8 protein-coding genes and 1 pseudogene are annotated in these 19,169 nt (G+C 39.2%); 8 read left to right on the top strand and 1 reads right to left on the bottom strand.

Annotation, left to right across the window (positions count from 1 at the left end):
• Positions 1-28: 28 nt before the first annotated feature.
• Positions 29-431 (bottom strand): annotated as a pseudogene (locus RMX89_RS27130) (transposase-like zinc-binding domain-containing protein); the annotation flags it as partial.
• Between the two features lie 284 nt (positions 432-715).
• Between RMX89_RS27130 and RMX89_RS27125 the strand changes: the two are divergent.
• From RMX89_RS27125 to RMX89_RS27090, 8 genes are all read left to right on the top strand, one after another.
• Entirely contained in the window at positions 716-6,910 is a 6,195-nt protein-coding gene (locus RMX89_RS27125) for a non-ribosomal peptide synthetase (protein WP_322691098.1), read from the top strand.
• A 109-nt stretch (positions 6,911-7,019) separates the two neighbouring features.
• Positions 7,020-8,042 carry a TauD/TfdA family dioxygenase gene (locus RMX89_RS27120; RefSeq protein ID WP_322691097.1) on the top strand — a complete coding sequence of 341 codons (1,023 nt, stop codon included), beginning with the start codon at positions 7,020-7,022 and terminating at the stop codon, positions 8,040-8,042.
• A 251-nt stretch (positions 8,043-8,293) separates the two neighbouring features.
• Positions 8,294-12,349, top strand: a complete 4,056-nt coding sequence (locus RMX89_RS27115; RefSeq protein ID WP_322691096.1) for an amino acid adenylation domain-containing protein — start codon at positions 8,294-8,296, stop codon at positions 12,347-12,349.
• Positions 12,350-12,360: 11 nt separating this feature from the next.
• Complete coding sequence (locus tag RMX89_RS27110) at positions 12,361-13,677, top strand: MFS transporter (RefSeq protein WP_322691095.1); 1,317 nt, start codon at positions 12,361-12,363, stop codon at positions 13,675-13,677.
• 429 nt (positions 13,678-14,106) lie between these two features.
• Positions 14,107-15,333 (top strand): ABC exporter membrane fusion protein, encoded by a 1,227-nt coding sequence (locus RMX89_RS27105; protein ID WP_322685032.1) that lies wholly within the window; start codon positions 14,107-14,109, stop codon positions 15,331-15,333.
• Positions 15,334-15,360: 27 nt separating this feature from the next.
• The gene (gene devC, locus RMX89_RS27100; protein WP_322691094.1) at positions 15,361-16,518 is read left to right on the top strand and encodes an ABC transporter permease DevC; all 1,158 of its coding nucleotides are present in this window, start codon (positions 15,361-15,363) and stop codon (positions 16,516-16,518) included.
• 84 nt (positions 16,519-16,602) lie between these two features.
• Positions 16,603-17,298, top strand: a complete 696-nt coding sequence (locus RMX89_RS27095) for a DevA family ABC transporter ATP-binding protein (protein ID WP_322685034.1) — start codon at positions 16,603-16,605, stop codon at positions 17,296-17,298.
• A 324-nt stretch (positions 17,299-17,622) separates the two neighbouring features.
• Positions 17,623-19,110, top strand: coding sequence for a serine/threonine-protein kinase (locus RMX89_RS27090; RefSeq protein WP_322691093.1), 1,488 nt, complete (start codon positions 17,623-17,625; stop codon positions 19,108-19,110).
• Positions 19,111-19,169 lie beyond the last annotated feature (59 nt).

The following is a 19,169-nucleotide window of genomic DNA, read 5'->3' as shown; positions in this document are numbered from 1 at the left end:
AATCAAATTATGAATGCGAGTTTAAGTATAACGCCGTCCATATGCAAATTTTGTTTTTTTGACCGCACAAAAGTTTCCAGTTTATCTAATTCCCTAACGGATGGTATTTTATCCGTTGGCGGTGCCTCCGGTAAGTTTTCGCTAATTTGTTTTACCCAGTTAATTATAGTCGTGCGATCAACCCCTGTCTGACGTTCAATTGCTCTAAAGCTAGCACCATTAACGTATGCTTTTAAGCATTCTATTTTTTTCTCATCTGAGTATCCTTTTGGTGGGCTGTAGACATCAATGAATTGGCGTTAGCGTTCGCGTAGCGTCTCGTAGAGAAGCGGGGCGGAACGCACGTCGCAATTAGTACATATGTAATTCTGTTTACCTCGCCGCCAGCCATTTTTCCTAATCTCAGTACAGCCGCAGTATGGAAAATTCACAGTATGGCACCTCAATTCCTCCCTCTATTATGCAACCCCGACTTTTCAATAAAGCAGCGAGGGTTCAGTTTTTCTGCCAGACATCTTCTCAAAGCCGCTTTACAACTAGCATACGAGCTTAACTTCTCGCTCATACGCCCAAGATCGGCAATGCCAAAACAAGATATGTAAAGAAGTGACTGCATAAATTTATTGAGCTTGCCCTATAGAAGTTTTGACCTACACTAGCCACTTACTTGTGTAACTTTACTAAAGTTATCTTTTTAAATAAAAGCAATAAATTTATGAGTGATTTACTAAAGCGTTTAGAACATCTATCGCCTCAAAAACGCGAACTTGTGCTGCAAAAATTGTTGGCACAGCAATCTTCTACAATCAACAATAAACCTAAAGTTCCACGAATTGAATCTGTTAGCACTGATAAATTAATCCCTTTATCTTTTCCTCAACAAAGACTTTGGTTTCTCGACCAAATGGAGGGTAATAGCGCTGCATATAATATGGCTGCTGCGGTAGAAATTACTGGTAATTTGCAAGTATATCTCCTCGAAAAAATCATCGCAAAAATCATTCAACGTCATGCAATCCTTCGCACTAACTTTAAAACAATTGATGGAAATGCTGTCCAGATAATTACACCTTGTTTAACAATAGCTGTTCCAGTAATTGACTTACAAACATTGCCAGCAGAAGAACAGTTTGCCGAGGTAGAACGTTTGGCAATTGAGGAGCAACTACAACCTTTTGACCTGACAAAAGATTGTTTGTTGCGAGTGACATTACTACATTTGGCATCAGAATCTTATGTATTGCTAGTAACGATGCACCATATTGTTTCTGATGGCTGGTCGATGGGGGTATTTATTCAAGAGTTTTCCAGTTTATACACAGCTTTTTCTCAAAATCAACCTTCTCCACTACCAGAATTAGCCATCCAATATGCTGATTTTGCTCATTGGCAAAGGCAATGGTTGCAAGGTGAGGTATTAGAAAATCAACTCAACTACTGGCGGCAGCAGTTAGCTGGTATCCCACCAATATTAGAATTACCTACAGACCGTCCGCGTCCTCCAGTTCAAACCTTTCAAGGTCAAACTTTACATTTTGAACTCAACCAAAATCTTACAAAACAATTAAATATCCTGTGTCAAAAGTCAGGGGCAACTATGTTTATGACCCTGATGGCAGCTTTTGTAACTTTACTGTTCCGCTATAGTAACCAGTCAGATATTGTTATCGGTTCCCCGATTGCTAACCGCGATCGCCAGGAAACACACTCACTAATTGGTTTATTTGTCAATACTTTAGTACTGCGGACTAATTTAGAAGGAAATCCGAGTTTTGCAGAATTACTACAAAGGGTGCGACAAGTTGCTTTAGATGCCTATGCTCATCAAGATATGCCTTTAGAGAGATTAGTTGAAGCTTTGCAACCAGAGCGATCGCTTTCTCACATGCCTTTATTCCAAGTAGCATTTGCGATGCAGAATGCACCGATGGGTAAATTAGAATTACCCAACTTGAGCTTAAATCTTTTAAAAATCGAAAATCGCACAGCGAAATTCGATCTCACCTTATCAATGCAAGAAACCGAGTCAGGACTTTTAGGAGAATGGGAATTCAATAGCGATTTATTTGATGCTACGACTATTAGCCGCATGGCAGGGCATTTCCAGACTTTGCTGGAAAATGTTGTGGCTAACCCTCAGCAAAAAATTGCGGAATTATCATTATTAAGTGCTAGCGAGCAGCACCAGCTACTTGTAGAGTGGAACGATACCCAAACTGATTATCCCCAAGGTAAATGTATTCATCAGTTGTTTGAAGAGTGGGTAGAACAAACACCAGATGCAGTGGCGGTAGTCTTTGAGAATCAGCAACTTACTTACCGAGAGTTGAATCATCGCGCCAACCAATTAGCACACCAGTTGCAAAACTTAGGTGTAAAACCAGATGTCCTGGTGGGTATCTGTGTTGAACGTTCCCTAGAGATGATCGTTGGGTTATTAGGGATTCTCAAAGCAGGTGGTGCTTATGTACCTTTAGATCCTAATTATCCGAGCGATCGCTTGGCTTTTATGCTCGATGATGCTCAATTACCAGTGCTATTGACACAACAGCGATTGGTTGAGAAGTTACCACAGCATCAAGCAGTCACAATTTGCCTGGATGCAGACTGGAACCAAATTGCCAACAATAGCAGCTCTAATCCTGTTAGTGCAGTTACCGCTTCCGATTTAGCGTATGTAATTTATACCTCTGGGTCAACGGGTAAACCCAAGGGCGTGATGGTGGCACATACTGGGTTATGTAACTTAGTAATAGCGCAAATTCAGATTTATAACGTCCAAACTGATAGTCGCATTCTCCAGTTTGCCTCCTTTAGTTTTGACGCTTCTATTTTTGAAGTTGTGATGGCTCTGGGAACGGGAGCTAGACTTTACCTGGGAACAAAAGAATCTTTATTGCCCGGTTCATCGTTAATTGAACTATTACAAAACTACGGCATTACCCACATCACTTTACCACCATCAGCTTTAGCGGTCTTACCTGCCGAAGAACTCCCAGCTTTGCAGAATATTACTGTAGCCGGAGAAGCTTGTCCTCCCGACTTGGTTGAACGTTGGTCTTGTGGTCGGCGTTTCTTCAATGCCTACGGCCCAACAGAAGCGACTGTCTGGTCAACAGTTGCAGAATGCAGGGGTAACATCACTAACAAACCCCCCATTGGTCGTCCAATTGCTAATACACAAATATATTTGCTCGATGGAAATTTGCAACCTGTACCCGTTGGTGTTCCTGGCGAACTGCATATTGGTGGCATTGGATTAGCCAGAGGTTATCTCAACCGTCCTGAGTTGACACAACAAAAATTCATTCTTCACCCCTTTCAAAGAGGCAGGGGAGCAGGGGAGCAGGGGAGCAGGGGGGAAACAGAAGACCAATCCTTTGATTCCAAACGCCTCTATAAAACTGGGGATTTGGCACGTTATTTACCTGATGGTAATATTGAGTACTTAGGACGTATCGACCATCAAGTTAAATTACGCGGCTTTCGCATTGAATTAGGAGAAATTGAAGCTTTACTCAGCCAACACCCAGGCGTAATTCAAAATACAATCATCGTCCGTGAAGATATCCCTGGCAGTCAACGTTTAGTTGCTTACACAGTTCCTAATTCAGACCAAGTACCAACAATTAGTGACCTGCGAGGATTCCTAAAGGAACGACTACCTGAGTACATGGTACCGTCGGCTTTTGTGATGTTAGATACTCTGCCTTTAACACCAAACGGCAAAGTAGACCGTCGGGCATTACCTGCACCAGAATCCCGTCCTGAGTTGGAAGTCAACTTTGTAGCTCCACGTACCCCACAAGAAGAAAAGTTAGCGGCGATATGGGCGGATGTGTTGAGATTACAGCAAGTTGGGATTCACGATAACTTCTTTGAAATTGGTGGCGATTCTATCCTCAGCTTGCAAATTATTGCCAGAGCCAACCAAGCCGGAATTCAACTAAATATCAAGCAGTTATTTCAGCATCAGACAATAGCTGAGTTGGCTGCTGTGGCAAACACAACACAGAGCATCAAAGCAGAACAAGGTTTGGTTACAGGTTCCTTACCATTAACACCTATCCAGCATTGGTTTTTTGCACAAAATCTACCTCAACCAGCCCATTTTAATCAGTCAGTGTTGTTGGAAGTACCAGCAGACCTGAAACCAGAAATATTAGAACAAGCCTTGCAGCAATTATTATTGCACCACGATGCTTTACGTTTGAGATTTATCCAAGAAGGGGAAAGCTGGTTACAAACTAATGCTGATGCTGATGGTATAGTAACTTTAACTTGTGTAGATTTATCAGCGATGTCTGCGACAGGGCGAAGCGCGATCGCCTCACAAGAAAAACAAGCAGCCCTAGAAACTACTGCTAACAGGCTACAGGCTAGCTTAAATCTGTCACAACAGTTAATGCAAGCTGCCCTGTTCAACTTTGGTGCCGAACAACCTGCTAGATTGCTGATAATTGTGCATCACTTAGCTGTGGATGGTGTTTCGTGGCGAATTTTGGTAGAAGACTTATTTAATACTTATCAACAACTAAATCGGGGAGAAACAATTCAACTTCCAGCCAAAACATCTTCCTTCAAAGAATGGTCGCATCGCTTAGTTGAATATAGCAAATCAGAAGCACTCGCAGCCGAAATAGACTTTTGGTTGGCTCAGTCATCCGGCTCTACTTCTTTGCCTGTAGACTATACTCAAGCAGTTAATACCGTTGTTTCATCCGCACAAGTTTCGGTATCTCTCAACGAAGAACAAACCCGTGCTTTGCTGCAAGAAGTTCCTGCTGTTTACAACACCCAAATTAACGATGTGTTGTTAACTGCTTTGGTACAAAGTTTTGCTCAATGGACTGGTGAATCTTCCCTACTCGTTGATGTTGAAGGTCACGGACGAGAAGAACTGTTTGCAGACATCGATTTGTCGCGCACTGTCGGGTGGTTTACTTGCCTTTTCCCCATTAAATTAGAATTGGCAGCGATCGCCGATGCTGGTAAAACTTTAAAATCAATTAAAGAACAACTACGCCCTTGCCAAAAACGGGGTATTAACTACGGGATTCTCCGCTATCTCAGCCCCAATTCAGCAATTCGCCATCAACTCGCAACTGTACCCCAAGCACAAGTTAGTTTCAACTACTTGGGACAATTTGACCAATTATCGGAATCTGGATCGTGGAAATTGACCCAAGAATCTGCTGGTGCAGAGCAAAGCAAATTAGGCGATCGCACTCACTTACTAGAAGTTAACGCCTTAGTAGCATCAGGTAAGCTGCAACTTAATTGGACTTATAGCCAAAACATTTACCAACAATCGACTATTGAGGCTTTAGCTGCTGGTTTCATCAATGCACTAACAGATATTATCAATCACTGTCAGTCTGCTAATGTTGGTGGTTATACACCTTCAGATTTTCCCGAAGCTGAGTTAACTCAGAAATATCTGGACAATTTGATTGCAGAAATGGCAATCCGTGACACAGCCAGCAAAAAGAAAAATATTGAGTCGATTTATCCCCTTTCCCCGATGCAGCAAGGTATTCTCTTTCATAGCCTGTATGACCCAGAGTCTGGGGTGTATTGCGAACAGTTAAGCTGCACTCTCCACGGATATATTAATCCAACAGCCTTTGCCCAAGCTTGGCAACGAGTAGTTGAGCGTCATCCGGCTTTGCGTACCTTCTTTGTCTGGGATAATCTTGACAAGCCGCACCAAGTCGTTTGCAAAACTGTAAATCTACCTTTTGCTACTGATGACTGGCGTTCTCTATCGCCTACCCAGCAACAAGAACAACTTACAGCTTTTCAGGAAACAGATAGAAACAGGGGTTTTGAACTTAACCAAGCTCCCTTGATGCGTTGTAGTCTCATCCAAACAGCAGATGATACTTACGAATTTGTCTGGACTTTCCATCATTTGTTGATAGATGGATGGTCTTTACCTATCGTGGTTCAAGAAGCTTTTGCATTCTATGAAGCTGCGAATCGGGGTAATGATTTATATCTAAAAACCCCCCGTCCCTTCCGAGATTATATAACTTGGTTGCAACAACAAGACCTTTCCCAAGTCAAAGAATTTTGGAAGCGATCGCTTCAAGGTTTTACAGCCCCAACTTTGCTAATTGCAGATAAGTCTGTTGTTCACAATTCCCAGCAAAAGCAAACTTATCACGAGCAGCATATTCAATTACCACAAGCATTAACAACTACGCTGGAATCTCTAGCTAGACAACATCAACTGACTCTTAACACTGTAGTACAAGGAATTTGGGCACTGTTACTCAGCCATTACAGCAGTCAAAAAGATGTAGTCTTTGGCACAACTGTATCCGGTCGTCCTCCATCTCTTGTGGGTGTAGAAACTATGGTAGGCATGTTTATCAATGCGTTACCAGTACGGATACAAGTATTAGAAGATTCTCAAATATTACCTTGGCTGAAAAATTTACACATACAGCAGGTAGAACGGGAGCAATACTCTTATACTCCCTTAGTGGAAATTCAACGGGTAAGTGAAATAGCTAGCGGCACACCAATGTTTGAGACTAACGTCGCATTTTATAATTACCCGGTAGATCCTGCTTTGCAAAATTCCAGTAGCGGCTTAAAAATTGACAACATCAGTAATTATGAACGCACAAAATATCCTTTGATGTTAGTAATTATGCCTGGTGAAAATTTATCTGTGGGACTGAGCTATGAAGGCAACCGCTTTACTCACGATACTATTGCTGACATTCTAGACAACTTTGCAACTATTGCTAACAAAATTACTGAACAGCCTGATGCTAAGTTGAAAATATTAGCAGAAATACTTGTCCAAGCAGACAAACAAAAACAACTCATCAAAGACCAAAAACTGGCAGCAACAGCAATTAATAAGTTGAACAAATTCAAGCGTAAATCAGCTTAAGTTTCTGGTGTTGCTAATCAAGTGTAAATGTTCCTCATGCAGAGAAGCAAAGCATAGTCTTTTATCCTCTGCGTGAAACAAAAAAATATATTAACCAACACGAATCAAAATGAACGACTTAGAACTAACAACAAACAGCATCAAAAAGCTACAAATCGGCAAACGCAAAGTAGTTGAAAAATTAGTCAACATAAAACTGCTCAACTCAGCTAATCCTCTACCGTTAGTTATTTCACCTGCTGTAGATGGAATCAATTTAATCAATTGGACACAGCAAAACCGCGATCTGATTGAAACTAATTTACTGAAAAATGGTGGTATACTCTTCCGAAATTTCCACGTCAATACAGTTGAAGATTTCCAAAGGTTTGTGCAGGTGGCTTCAACCGGAGAACTCTTAGATTACACCTATCGTTCAACGCCACGCACAGAAGTAAGCGATAAAATCTACACTTCAACTGAATATCCCGCAGATGAAGCAATTCCCCTACATAACGAAAATGCTTACTCTCCCATTTATCCCATGAAGATATGGTTTTTCTGCGTTAAAGCATCTGAAATTGGTGGAGAAACACCAATCGCTGATAGCCGTAAAATCTTTGAACGCATCAACCCGTCTATCAAAGAACGGTTTATCGAAAAGAAAGTTATGTATGTGCGAAATTATGGCGATTTAGATTTGCCTTGGCAAGAAGTTTTTCAAACCACAAATAAATCTGAGGTAGAAACTTATTGCCGCAAGTTGGGTATCTCTTTTGAATGGACAAGTAACAATACCCTCAGAACAAGCCAAGTTTGTCAAGCTGTTGCCAAACATCCTAAAACAGGTGAAATCGTGTGGTTTAACCAAGCTCATTTGTTCCATATTTCCAGCTTGAAAGCAGAAGTACGCGAATCATTGTCTGCATTACTCAAAGAAGATGAATTTCCTCGCAATGCCTATTATGGTGATGGTTCTCCGATTGAAGTCTCTGTTTTAGATGAAATCCGGGAAATATATCGCCAAGAAGCAGTTATTTATCCTTGGCAGGAAGGAGATGTGTTGATGCTGGACAATATGTTGGCAGCACATGGACGGATGCCATTCGTCGGCAAAAGAAAAATTGTAGTTGCGATGGCAGAATCTTGTTAAAGCAGTTTTATTTTGCTTTTTTTCAACGCAAAGGTACGCGGAGGTTAGCGCAAAGGTACGCAGAGGGTTTTTAATGTTATCCTCCCAAATGCTTATTAGGTAAGTATTTGGGAGTTTTTGTTTAAAATCTGGCAACTTACAGCATAAATTGATTTGACTACCCCTATTAAAACATTGATGCAGGTGCGACTTCGTTCAATTTACATAACTTGTATCGCCAGTATTGATTAATTGAAAAGGATTTCAATTTTATGCACGCTGAAATGACCAATCTGATTCGCATTTCTCCTCAGCAAAAACATTTATGGTTGCAGCAAAAGGATAATTATCAAGCTTACTGTTCCCAAATTGCGATAAATATCGGCGGTAATCTTAACCCCGATATTCTTAAATTAGCTTTAGCAAATATCAGCGATCGCCACGAAATATTTCGCACTGCTTTTCATTCCTTACCAGGTATGAATATTCCATTACAATCAATTAGCGATGCTCCGAAGAGAGCCGCCAAGGGCGATCGCAGCACAATTTCACTTGGAGAATACGATTGGAGTAGTTTAACTTCTCAAGTACAACAAGCTAAAATTGATGCGCTTTTCCAAGATCAAAGCCTCCGAGTTTTTGATTTTGAACAAGCCGCAAGTTTACATTTTATCTTAAGTAAATTAGCTCCAGATAAGCATATACTGTTTATCAGCTTGCCTGCTTTATATGCAGATATAACAACACTCAATAATCTTATATGTGAAATCGGTCGTTCTTATACAGCTTGTTTACACGGCGAAGAACTATCAGATGAAGCGATGCAATATGCAGATATTTCTGAATGGCTAAATGAATTATTAGAGTCTGAGGAGACAGAGACAGCAAGAACTTATTGGCATCAGCAAGATATTTCTTCTGTATTAAATTTGCGAATTCCCTTTGAAAGCAAAAATGTCAATCAGTCATCTGGAGAAATTGTATTTGTACCTCAATCGCTCTTTTTGAAGGTTAATCGAGATACGGTAGAAAAACTGGAAATATTGCAAGAAAATTATCATACTTCAACTGAAACAATTTTATTAGCTTGTTGGCAAGTACTACTTTGGCGGTTAAGCGGTCAGTCTGATATTGTGATTGGGACTGCTGGCGATGGACGCGAATATGATGAATTAAAAGAAGTTTTAGGACTTTTAACTAAATATTTGCCCACTCATTCGCACTTAGAGAATACTTTAAAATTCTCAGAACTTATAGAAAAAGTTTCTGAGTCTTTTCGTTTTGCCAAACAATGGCAAGAGTATTTTGACTGGGAACATCTGACCGCTACAAATGATAAATTTGCTTCTCGTGCATTTTTTCCTTTCTGTTTTGATTTTACAAAACAATCACAGAGCTATGTAAATGCTGATATTTCCTTTTCGGAATATAAAAAATCAGCTAACATAGAGAAATATCAAATTAAGCTCTCCAGTGGCTACAGCCAAAACAATTTATTTTTGAATTTTGATTATGATTCTAGTTTATTTTCAGAGGCTAGTATCAAAACTATTGCTGGACAATATCTGACATTAATAGAAAGTGTCACTCATAATCCAGAAGCAGCAATCATTGATTTAAATATGATTGGTGAAAGCGATCGCCAAAAATTATTGATTGATTTTAACAATACAAAAACGGAATTTTCACAAGATAAATGTATCCATCAACTATTTGCAGAACAAGTAGAACGCACACCCGATAACATCGCAGTTGAATTTAATAACGAGCATCTCACTTATGCACAATTAAACGCCAAGTCCAACCAGCTAGCGCATCAACTACAAAAGTTGGGAGTAAAACCAGAAGTATTGGTAGGAATTTGTGTAGAACGTTCCTTAGATATGCTGATTGGTATCCTTGGTATCCTCAAAGCAGGTGGTGCATATATACCATTCGATCCCACATATCCCCAAGAACGCCTGGGATTTATGTTAGAAGATGCTCAAATTCCTATACTGTTAACTCAACAAAGACTTGTAGATAAGTTTGTTGAACATAACACCCGTTTAATTTGTCTCGATCGAGATTTGCCAGAAAATGCCATACTCAGCATTGAAAATCCTGTAAGCGAAGTCACGCCGGAAAATTTAGCTTATATAATCTATACCTCTGGTTCTACAGGAAAACCTAAAGGAACCATGATTCCTCACAGAGGTTTAGTTAATTACCTGAGTTGGTCTACAAATGCGTATGCGATCGCCCAAGGTTACGGCGCTCCAGTACAATCTTCCATAGGGTTTGACGCGACGATTACCAGCTTATTCTCACCGTTATTGGTCGGACAAAGAGTAGTACTATTGCCTGAGAAGGAAGAAATTGAAGCATTGTCAGCACTTTTGCAGTCTGATAAAAACTATAGCTTGGTTAAAATTACTCCAGCTCACCTAGAAATGCTCAATCAGATGTTACCTAACCACGAAGGTGTAACGAAAACGAGAGCATTAATCATCGGTGGTGAAGCATTATTGGGTAAAAGCTTGAAATTTTGGCGCGATAATGCTCCAAATACCAGAATAATTAACGAATACGGCCCAACCGAAACTGTAGTTGGTTGTTGTGTTTATGAAGTTAGCGAGCAAACTTCTTTATCAGGTGCAATTTTAATTGGTCGTCCTATTGCAAATACTCAACTTTACTTGCTTGATAAAAATCAAAAACTTGTACCAATTGGTGTTCCCGGCGAACTATACATTGGTGGTGCAGGAGTAGCTAGAGGTTATCTCAATCGCCCAGAATTAACACAACAGCGATTTATTCCCAATCCTTTCAGCGATGAACCTAATTCTCGCCTATATAAAACAGGGGATTTAGCGCGATATTTACCTGATGGTAATATAGAGTACCTCGGACGCATTGACCATCAAGTTAAAATTCGCGGCTTCCGCATTGAACTAGAAGAAATTGAGTCTTTACTGGCTCAACATCCCTTAGTAAATTCTGTTACGGTTATTGCCAGGGAAGACCAACCTGGAGACAAACGTTTAGTAGGTTATATTGTTCCTCAAGAGCAAGCCCCAACAAGTAGCGAACTGCGCCAATTTTTACAGAAAAAGTTACCCGAATACATGATACCTTCTGCCTTTTTAATGTTAGAGGTAATACCTCTAACCGCTCATGCCAAGGTAGACCGACAAGCTTTACCGCAACCCGATACATCTCGTCTCGGTACACTCAAAACCGAATTTTTAGCACCACAAAATGATTTAGAACAGAAATTAGCTAATATTTGGGAAAATCTACTCAACGTCCATCCTGTGGGAGTAAAGGATAATTTCTTCGATCTGGGCGGTCACTCGCTGTTAGCTGTACGCTTAATGGCTCATCTTAACCAAGAGTTTGGTAAAAACTTGTCTTTAGCGACACTTTTCCAAAATCCTACAATTGAAAAACTGGCTAATATTCTTCGCCTAGAAACAGAAATATTATCTTGGTCTGCCTTGGTAGAAATTCAAAAAGGTAATTCCAAGTATCCTTTTTTCTGCTTACCTGGGGGTGGCGGCAATGTCCTCTATCTACATAATTTAGCTCGTTATTTAGGGGAAAACCAAACATTTTATGGGTTGCAAGCACCTGGTTTAAATGGGGAATCAGAACCATTGATTTGTGTTGAGGATATGGCAGCTTATTATATCCAGGCGATAAAAACCGTTCAGCCTGAAGGGCCATATTTTCTTGGAGGTCACTCCTTTGGAGGTATTGTTGCCTATGAAATGGCTCAACAGTTAATCAAATCAGGAAATGAGGTTGCTCTGGTTGCGATTTTAGACGCTCCGGCCCCGGTTGCTAGCGACAAACCCTTATATATTGATGTCGATGATGCAACTAGACTGACCGAAACTGCTCGTCTCATCGAACGCTGGGCAGGCAAAAACCTAGATATATCCTATGAAATACTCCAGCCGCTAGAACTCGACGAACAATTGGAATATCTCAAAGAGCGATTAATCACCGTTGATTTACTGCCTGCTGGTACTGATACAAAGCAAGTGCGTGGTTTGGTGCAAGTTTTCGAGGCAAATCTGCAAGCTAGTATCAAATATTTACCACAAGAAGCTTATCCCAATCGCCTGACTCTGTTGCGAGCTAGCGAAGTGAATGCGGAGGATGCTGCACTTTTAACTGATTTACGCGAAGATCCCGCTTGGGGATGGGGACAGTTTTCCGCTCAAAACATCGATATTCTCGTTGTTCCAGGCGACCATATTACGATGATGGCTCAACCTCATATTCTAACTGTTGCAGAACAGCTAGGAATCTGCATTGAGCAAGCAAATGTAGGTAAATAAGGAGTATTGAAATGAGCCAACATCCAAAAAATACAGGAATGCAAATTTTTACCCTCATCTGGTTTGGACAGATGATTTCCCTCATCGGCTCTCAGTTAACTAACTTTGCCTTGGGTGTATGGGTATACCAGCGAACTGGTTCGGTAACACAGTTCGCCCTCATTTCACTATTTACCAGCTTGCCCATGATTCTGATTTCCCCTGTAGCTGGCACGCTGGTAGACCAATTTCCCCGCCGTTGGATGATGATATTTAGTGACTTAGGAGCAGGTATTTCTACGGGGGTAATTGCGATTTTGTTAGCGACAGATGATTTAGCCATTTGGCACATATACGTAGGCGCTGCCATTAGTTCCTGCTTTAGTGCCTTTCAATGGCCAGCTTATACAGCTGCTACCACTCTCCTTGTCCCGCCACAAAAACTGGCGCGTGCCAATGGTATGCTGCAAATCGGGGAAGCAGCTGGTCGGTTGGTTGCACCAATGCTAGGAGGTGTACTGCTGCTGTTTCTCGAAATTGATGGCATTATCTTCATTGATTTTGCTACCTTTATTTTTGCTCTGAGTACTCTGTTACTAGTTCCGTTCCCAAAACAGTACATTGATAGACATCGCGCCGAAAAAACTCTTTGGTTTAAGGAAGCATCCTACGGCTTGGTATATTTAGTGAAAAGAAGAGGACTGTTTGCACTGCTACTTTTCTTTGCCGTTAACAATTTTCTTGTCGGCATTGTGCAGATGCTAATTACACCTCTAGTCTTGTCTTTTGCTTCAGCTACAGACTTAGGTACAATTATGACCGCTGGTGGTGTGGGAATGCTGGTCAGTAGCGTTCTCGTCAGTACAGTAAAATCGCCGCAGCATTTAATTCTCAGTATATTTACTTTTATGCTGCTAGGTGGAATCTGCATTACCTGTGCAGGATTTTATCAATCTGTTTTAGTCTTAGCACTGATAGCTTTTCTATTTTTCTTTGGTCTACCAATTATTAACAGTTCAGCCCAAGTTATTTTCCAAAAGAAAGTACCCTCCAGTCTCCAAGGTCGAGTTTTTGCAACAATCGGAGCGATCGCTAACGCGTCACAGCCTTTTGCTTACACAGTTGCAGGGCCAATGGCAGATAAAATCTTTGAGCCATTAATGACTCCGAACGGACTTTTAGCAGGAAGTATAGGAAAAATTATTGGTGTCGGTCAAGGACGTGGTATTGGTTTGATGTTTATTGTCATGGGAATACTAACTGTATTGGTAACAATTATTGCTTATCAGTATAAATCGTTGAGACTGGTAGAAAAGATTGTGCCCGATGCTATTAACCCAAGTTGCTAAGTAGAAGGCAGGAGGCAGGAGGCAGAGGGCAGAAGGTAAAACCCAATTACTGACAGGGTTTCACAGGTTGACGTTTTACATTTAATTATGTCCACCTACTTAATTGTACTTCCTTAAGTCATAAAATCCCCTCCAGATGAGAAATACGAGGGGTTTATGCTCAACGAAATAATGCCATCTATACTTAGCACTTAACACTCTTGCTCCCCCAGCTTAACTTTATTAACTGAACCATATTGGGTGGGGAAAGCCATACCACAAGACAATTTGGGATATTTTTTGATTTATCAGTTCCCAAGCAAATGCATAAAAGAATTGGCTTACCCCCTATCAAGATACAGAGCGAGATGATTCGGAATTGAAGAATATTTACGAATTACAAATCTCAACATCTAAAATTGCACGAATATTAAATGAGGTTGACCTCCAATGGACATTTTTCGCAAACCAATAAACTTTGATACAAAATCTAAAAAGTGGAGGCTAGCTTTAATAGTTCCTGTAGGACTAGCGGCTGTTGGTGTACCAACCTATATTTTTTCCACTAGCTCAAATTTTAATTTGCAATCTACGAAGCAGAGTAATATTGCCCCAGTAGTTCCAGTTCAACAACCTGTAAATCCAACAGTTGCAGCTTTGGGACGTATCCAAACAAAGGATAAAATCATTAACTTATCTGGTCCATCAGCTTTGCAAACTGCTAGGTTAGATCGGGTTGTGGTAAAAGAAGGCGATAATGTTCGTCGCGGACAATTAATTGCTGTTCTTGATAACGTCAGTCAACTGCAAACAAGCCTAAATAAAGCACAAATAGGTGTTCGAGTTGCTCAAGCGCAACTGATGCAAGCTAAAGCGGGGACTACAAAACAAGGAGAAATTGCCGCTCAACAAGCACGCATTGCAGATTTAGAAGCGCAGTTTCAAGGAGATATTAACATTCAAAAAGCTAAGATTGCTGGATTGCAAGCGCAGTTGAGAAATGCCCAGACGGAATATGCACGCTTTCAATCTTTATACGACCAAGGAGCTATATCTGCGGTCACTAAAGATACTAAAGTTTTAGCAGTAGAAACTTTGCAAGCACAATTCAAAGAAGGTAAAAGTTCTCTCAACCAAACTTTGTCGTCGTTTCCCAATCAGATTAGACAAGCTAAAGCTAGCTTGGAAGAGTTAAAAGAAGTTCGTCCTGTAGATGTGCAGGTTGCTCAAAGCGAGTTGGAAAAAGCAAAAGCAGCTGTTCTGGAAGCCAAAGCTAACTTAGATTTAGCTTACGTGAAAACCCCAATGGGTGGAAAAATTTTAAAAGTTAATACTTTTCCGGGAGAAACTATTAGTGAAAAGGGAATAGTCGATCTAGCTCAAACTCAAACTATGTATGTAGTTGCAGAAATTTACGAGACTGACATTAACAAAATTAAAGTAGGTCAAAAAGCTTTGATATCGAGTATTGCATTACCTAGAAAATTTTCTGGAACCGTTGAAACAATAGGTGTCCAAATAGGTAAGAGAAATGTTGTCAACAATGACCCAGCCATCAATATAGATTCAAGAGTTGCAGAAGTAAAAGTTCGCTTAAATCCCAATGATACTGACGAAGCCGCTAAGTTTATTAATCTGCAAGTCAATGTCAAATTAGAAACTGATATCAATAGTTAAGTTAAATTAATAGATAAATACTAAAATATGAGCGCTACAACACCAGTTGCTTGGTTACAATTAATTCATCGCAAATCCCGACTAGTAGTAACAATTACTGGCGTTACTTTTGCTGTGATGTTGATGTTTATTCAATTGGGTTTTCGAGACGGTCTTTTTGAAGATGCTGTCGTATTCCATAAAAAAATACAAGCAGATTTAGTACTGTTACATCGCGATACCGAACGCTTTTTTGATATGAAAGTCTTTCCACGACGCTATTTGTATAACATCTCAGCAGTTGATGGCATCGCATCAGTTAATCCTTTCTATTTTTCCGTTACAAATTTCAAAAACCCTGAAACTTTTGTCAATAGACCAATCGCTATTGCTGGTTTTACACCCGATCAACCTGTTTTTAATTTGCCAGAAGTAAATCAACAGAAAGAACTGATAAAAGCTGCTGACACTATACTATTTGATAGACTTTCTCGACCTGAATTTGGCCCAATTGTTGCAGAATTAGAAAAGCATGGAGAAGTAATAACAGAAGTATCTAATCGCCAAATAAAAGTGAGAGGATTATTTTCTCTAGGAGGTGGGGTGATGACAGCTGATGGTGTAATCATCACCAGTGATTTAAACTACTCTGAGATTTTAAACCACCCATTAGAAAAAGTTCAGATGGGAGTTATTCAGGTTAAACCTGGTGTTGACCCTGAAAGTATAATCAAAAAAATCTCAAAAGACTTACCTCAAGACGTGAAATTAATGACTCTAGAAAATTATATCAAACTAGAGAAAGACGTTTTAGCACAATCTACACCTATAGGATTTATTTTTAATATGGGTACTGTGATTGGCTGTGTATTCGGTGGCATTATTGTTTATCAAATTCTATACACACAAATTTCTGATAGCTTATTTATTTATGCAACATTTAAAGCTATTGGATACGCAAATTCTTACTTGGTAAAGGTGGTTTTACAACAAGCAATTTTAATGTCATTGATTGGATATATCCCTGGATTTGCTGTTTGCATGTATCTCTATAACTTTGTTCAAGAGGCTACCCGTTTACCAATGATTATGACTATTACTAGGGGTGTAACAGTCATGTTGCTCACAATTGTTATGTGTTCTCTTGCAGGAATGTTAGCGATGAATAAACTTCGTTCTGCTGACCCAGCCGAACTTTTTGGCTAAAGTCATACCATCATTAATAACCTTAGCATTTTCGGAATATTTACACCACAAATTTATCTATCCTCTAATTTTGAGGTAATCATTATGTCACAAGGTTCTATCATATCTGTTCAGCATCTCAACCACTACTTTGGTAAAGGCTCGTTACGAAAACAGGTTTTATTTGATGTTAGCTTGTCAATTCAATCTGGTGAAATTGTAATTTTGACTGGCCCTTCTGGCTCAGGTAAAACAACTTTATTAAGTCTAATGGCTGGTTTACGGAGTGTGCAAGAAGGTAGCGTGAAAGTTTTGGGAAGGGAAATATATCGAGCTAGCAATCAGAAGCTATTACAACTACGCCGTCAAACTGGATATATTTTCCAAAAACATAATTTAGTACCTTTTCTAACTGCTAGTCAAAATGTACAAATGACTATGGAATTGGCTCGAAATATGTCTCGTAAAGAAATGTGTAACCGAGCAGAAGCAATGTTGGAAATAGTAGGTTTGAATCACCGCATTCATTATTATCCTGAGCAACTTTCAGAAGGACAAAAACAACGTGTGGCGTTTGCACGAGCGCTAGTTACTCAACCTAAATTAATTCTTGCTGACGAACCAACAGCATCGCTAGATAAAAACAGTACTCATACAGTCGTTGAAATTTTAAAAGAATGCGCCAGATATCAAGGTTGTTCCATTCTTTTAATTACTCATGATAATCGCATCCTTGATATGGCTGACCGCATCATTCACATGGAAGATGGTCAGTTAAAAAATGATGTACGCGCTGCCTAATAAGTTGTAGACAAAAATTCAAAAGTTCATAAGGTCAAATAAAACGGGAGCATCCCAATAAAACTTGATTTCTAGAGACGTTAACCGTAAGGTTTCTATTTACATCTAACTAAAGTAAAGCTAAATTATCTATGACAATTTAACTGCTTGACATGGCCATACTAGCAGTATATTTTTGATACATATGTTCTTTAGCGTTTGTTTTCCCATGAAGGAGGAAAGTTTTATTTATTCGCTAAATGTCTGTTTTCTGCATAATTTTTGAGGATGCAACACTATTAAATAAAAAAATAATGTTTGCTCCAAATTAATCGGGTATTAGAAATGATTACAAAAATTGAGTCAGGAACTTTAATAAATAACCGTTATCAGATTCAGAAATTTCTTGGTAAGGGAGGATTTGGACGAACTTACCTAGCATTAGACAATCAGCGATTTGATGAACCTTGTGTTTTGAAAGAGTTTGTACCAACAGCGTCAAAAGCAGAAAATCTACGGAAATCCCAGGATTTATTCGAGCGTGAAGCAAAAGTTTTATACCAGATTCAGCATCCTCAAGTCCCCAAATTTTTAGCTTGGTTTACAGATAACCAACGAATCTTTATTGTTCAGGAATATATTAACGGCAAAACTTATTCTGAAATTTTCTCAGAACGCTTGGTGCAGACAGGTCAGCCTTTTTCTGAAATAGAAGTGAGAACATGGCTGACAGATGTATTGCCAGTTTTAGACTATCTCCACGAACGTAAAATAATTCACAGAGATATTTCACTAGAGAATATCATGCTACCTCATAATCAATCTAAACCTGTGTTGATTGATTTTGGCACAGTTAAAGAAAATTACACGCAGATTATGTCTGCTGATTCTCTAAACTTTTATAACTCAATTCGTATTTCAGTAGTTGGAAAGTTTGGTTATTCTCCACCTGAGCAGTTACGTTTAGGATATTCCTATCCTTCTAGTGATATCTATGCACTTGGTGTTTGTACAGTGATTCTTTTAACTGGAAAAATGCCACATGCTCTCTTAGATGAATCACTAAATTGGCAATGGCGTTCTCAAGTCAATATAAGCGATGATTTTGCCAAAATTATCGAAAAAATGTTAGTAGAAGAACCAAATGCCCGCTTTCAGTCAGCTAAAGAAATTCTCCTTGTCTTGAATAATCTAGACAGTAGTTCATCTGTTTTACCTCGTTTTGACTTCAAAATCACATCTCCGATAAAGGCTATTAAGATTCGTAGAGAAAAAAAAGAAACTAATAAGGCATTAGAAGAACTATTAATTTTACAAAATTTAGAACGTAATCTGAGACAATCTAATAATATAAATGAAAATATTAGTCTGCAAAAACCTATTTATCTCAACTTAGATTTATCAGAGTATATAAAGCAAAAATCGAGTGTTAATTCTGAGTCATCTACTCATGCCTTGATTAAAAACTCGACAATACTCACAAAAATTAATAATTTTTTAACGAAAATAACTACTAAGGAAGTAGCAGAAAATAATGAGTGTAATAAGAAAATTTATATTCAACTTAACATACATAATTTCCTGGATAATTGTTTGGTAACTAGTAATTTACAGCTTTTTGAACTTCTCAAGAAAGAATATACTAACTTTGTTGGGCCAATTGCACAGCTAATTATTAATCAAGTACTAGTAAGTTTTCCAGATTGTTCTATCAAACAAATTATTGAAATATTAACAGCAGAAATTCCTGAAAAATTAATGGCAGAACAGTTTCAAAAGCACATGTATAAGATAATTGAATCAAAATTGTATATTTTACAAACTACTGAATAAGTAGCTGTCATCAACTGTATGTCAAAATAACTTTTGTAGGCGATCGCAGCTCCCAAAGC

Origin of the sequence: Nostoc sp. DedSLP04, from assembly GCF_034530775.1 — a bacterium.
Lineage (GTDB): Bacteria > Cyanobacteriota > Cyanobacteriia > Cyanobacteriales > Nostocaceae > Nostoc.
This window is presented reverse-complemented; position numbering and strand designations above follow the sequence as displayed.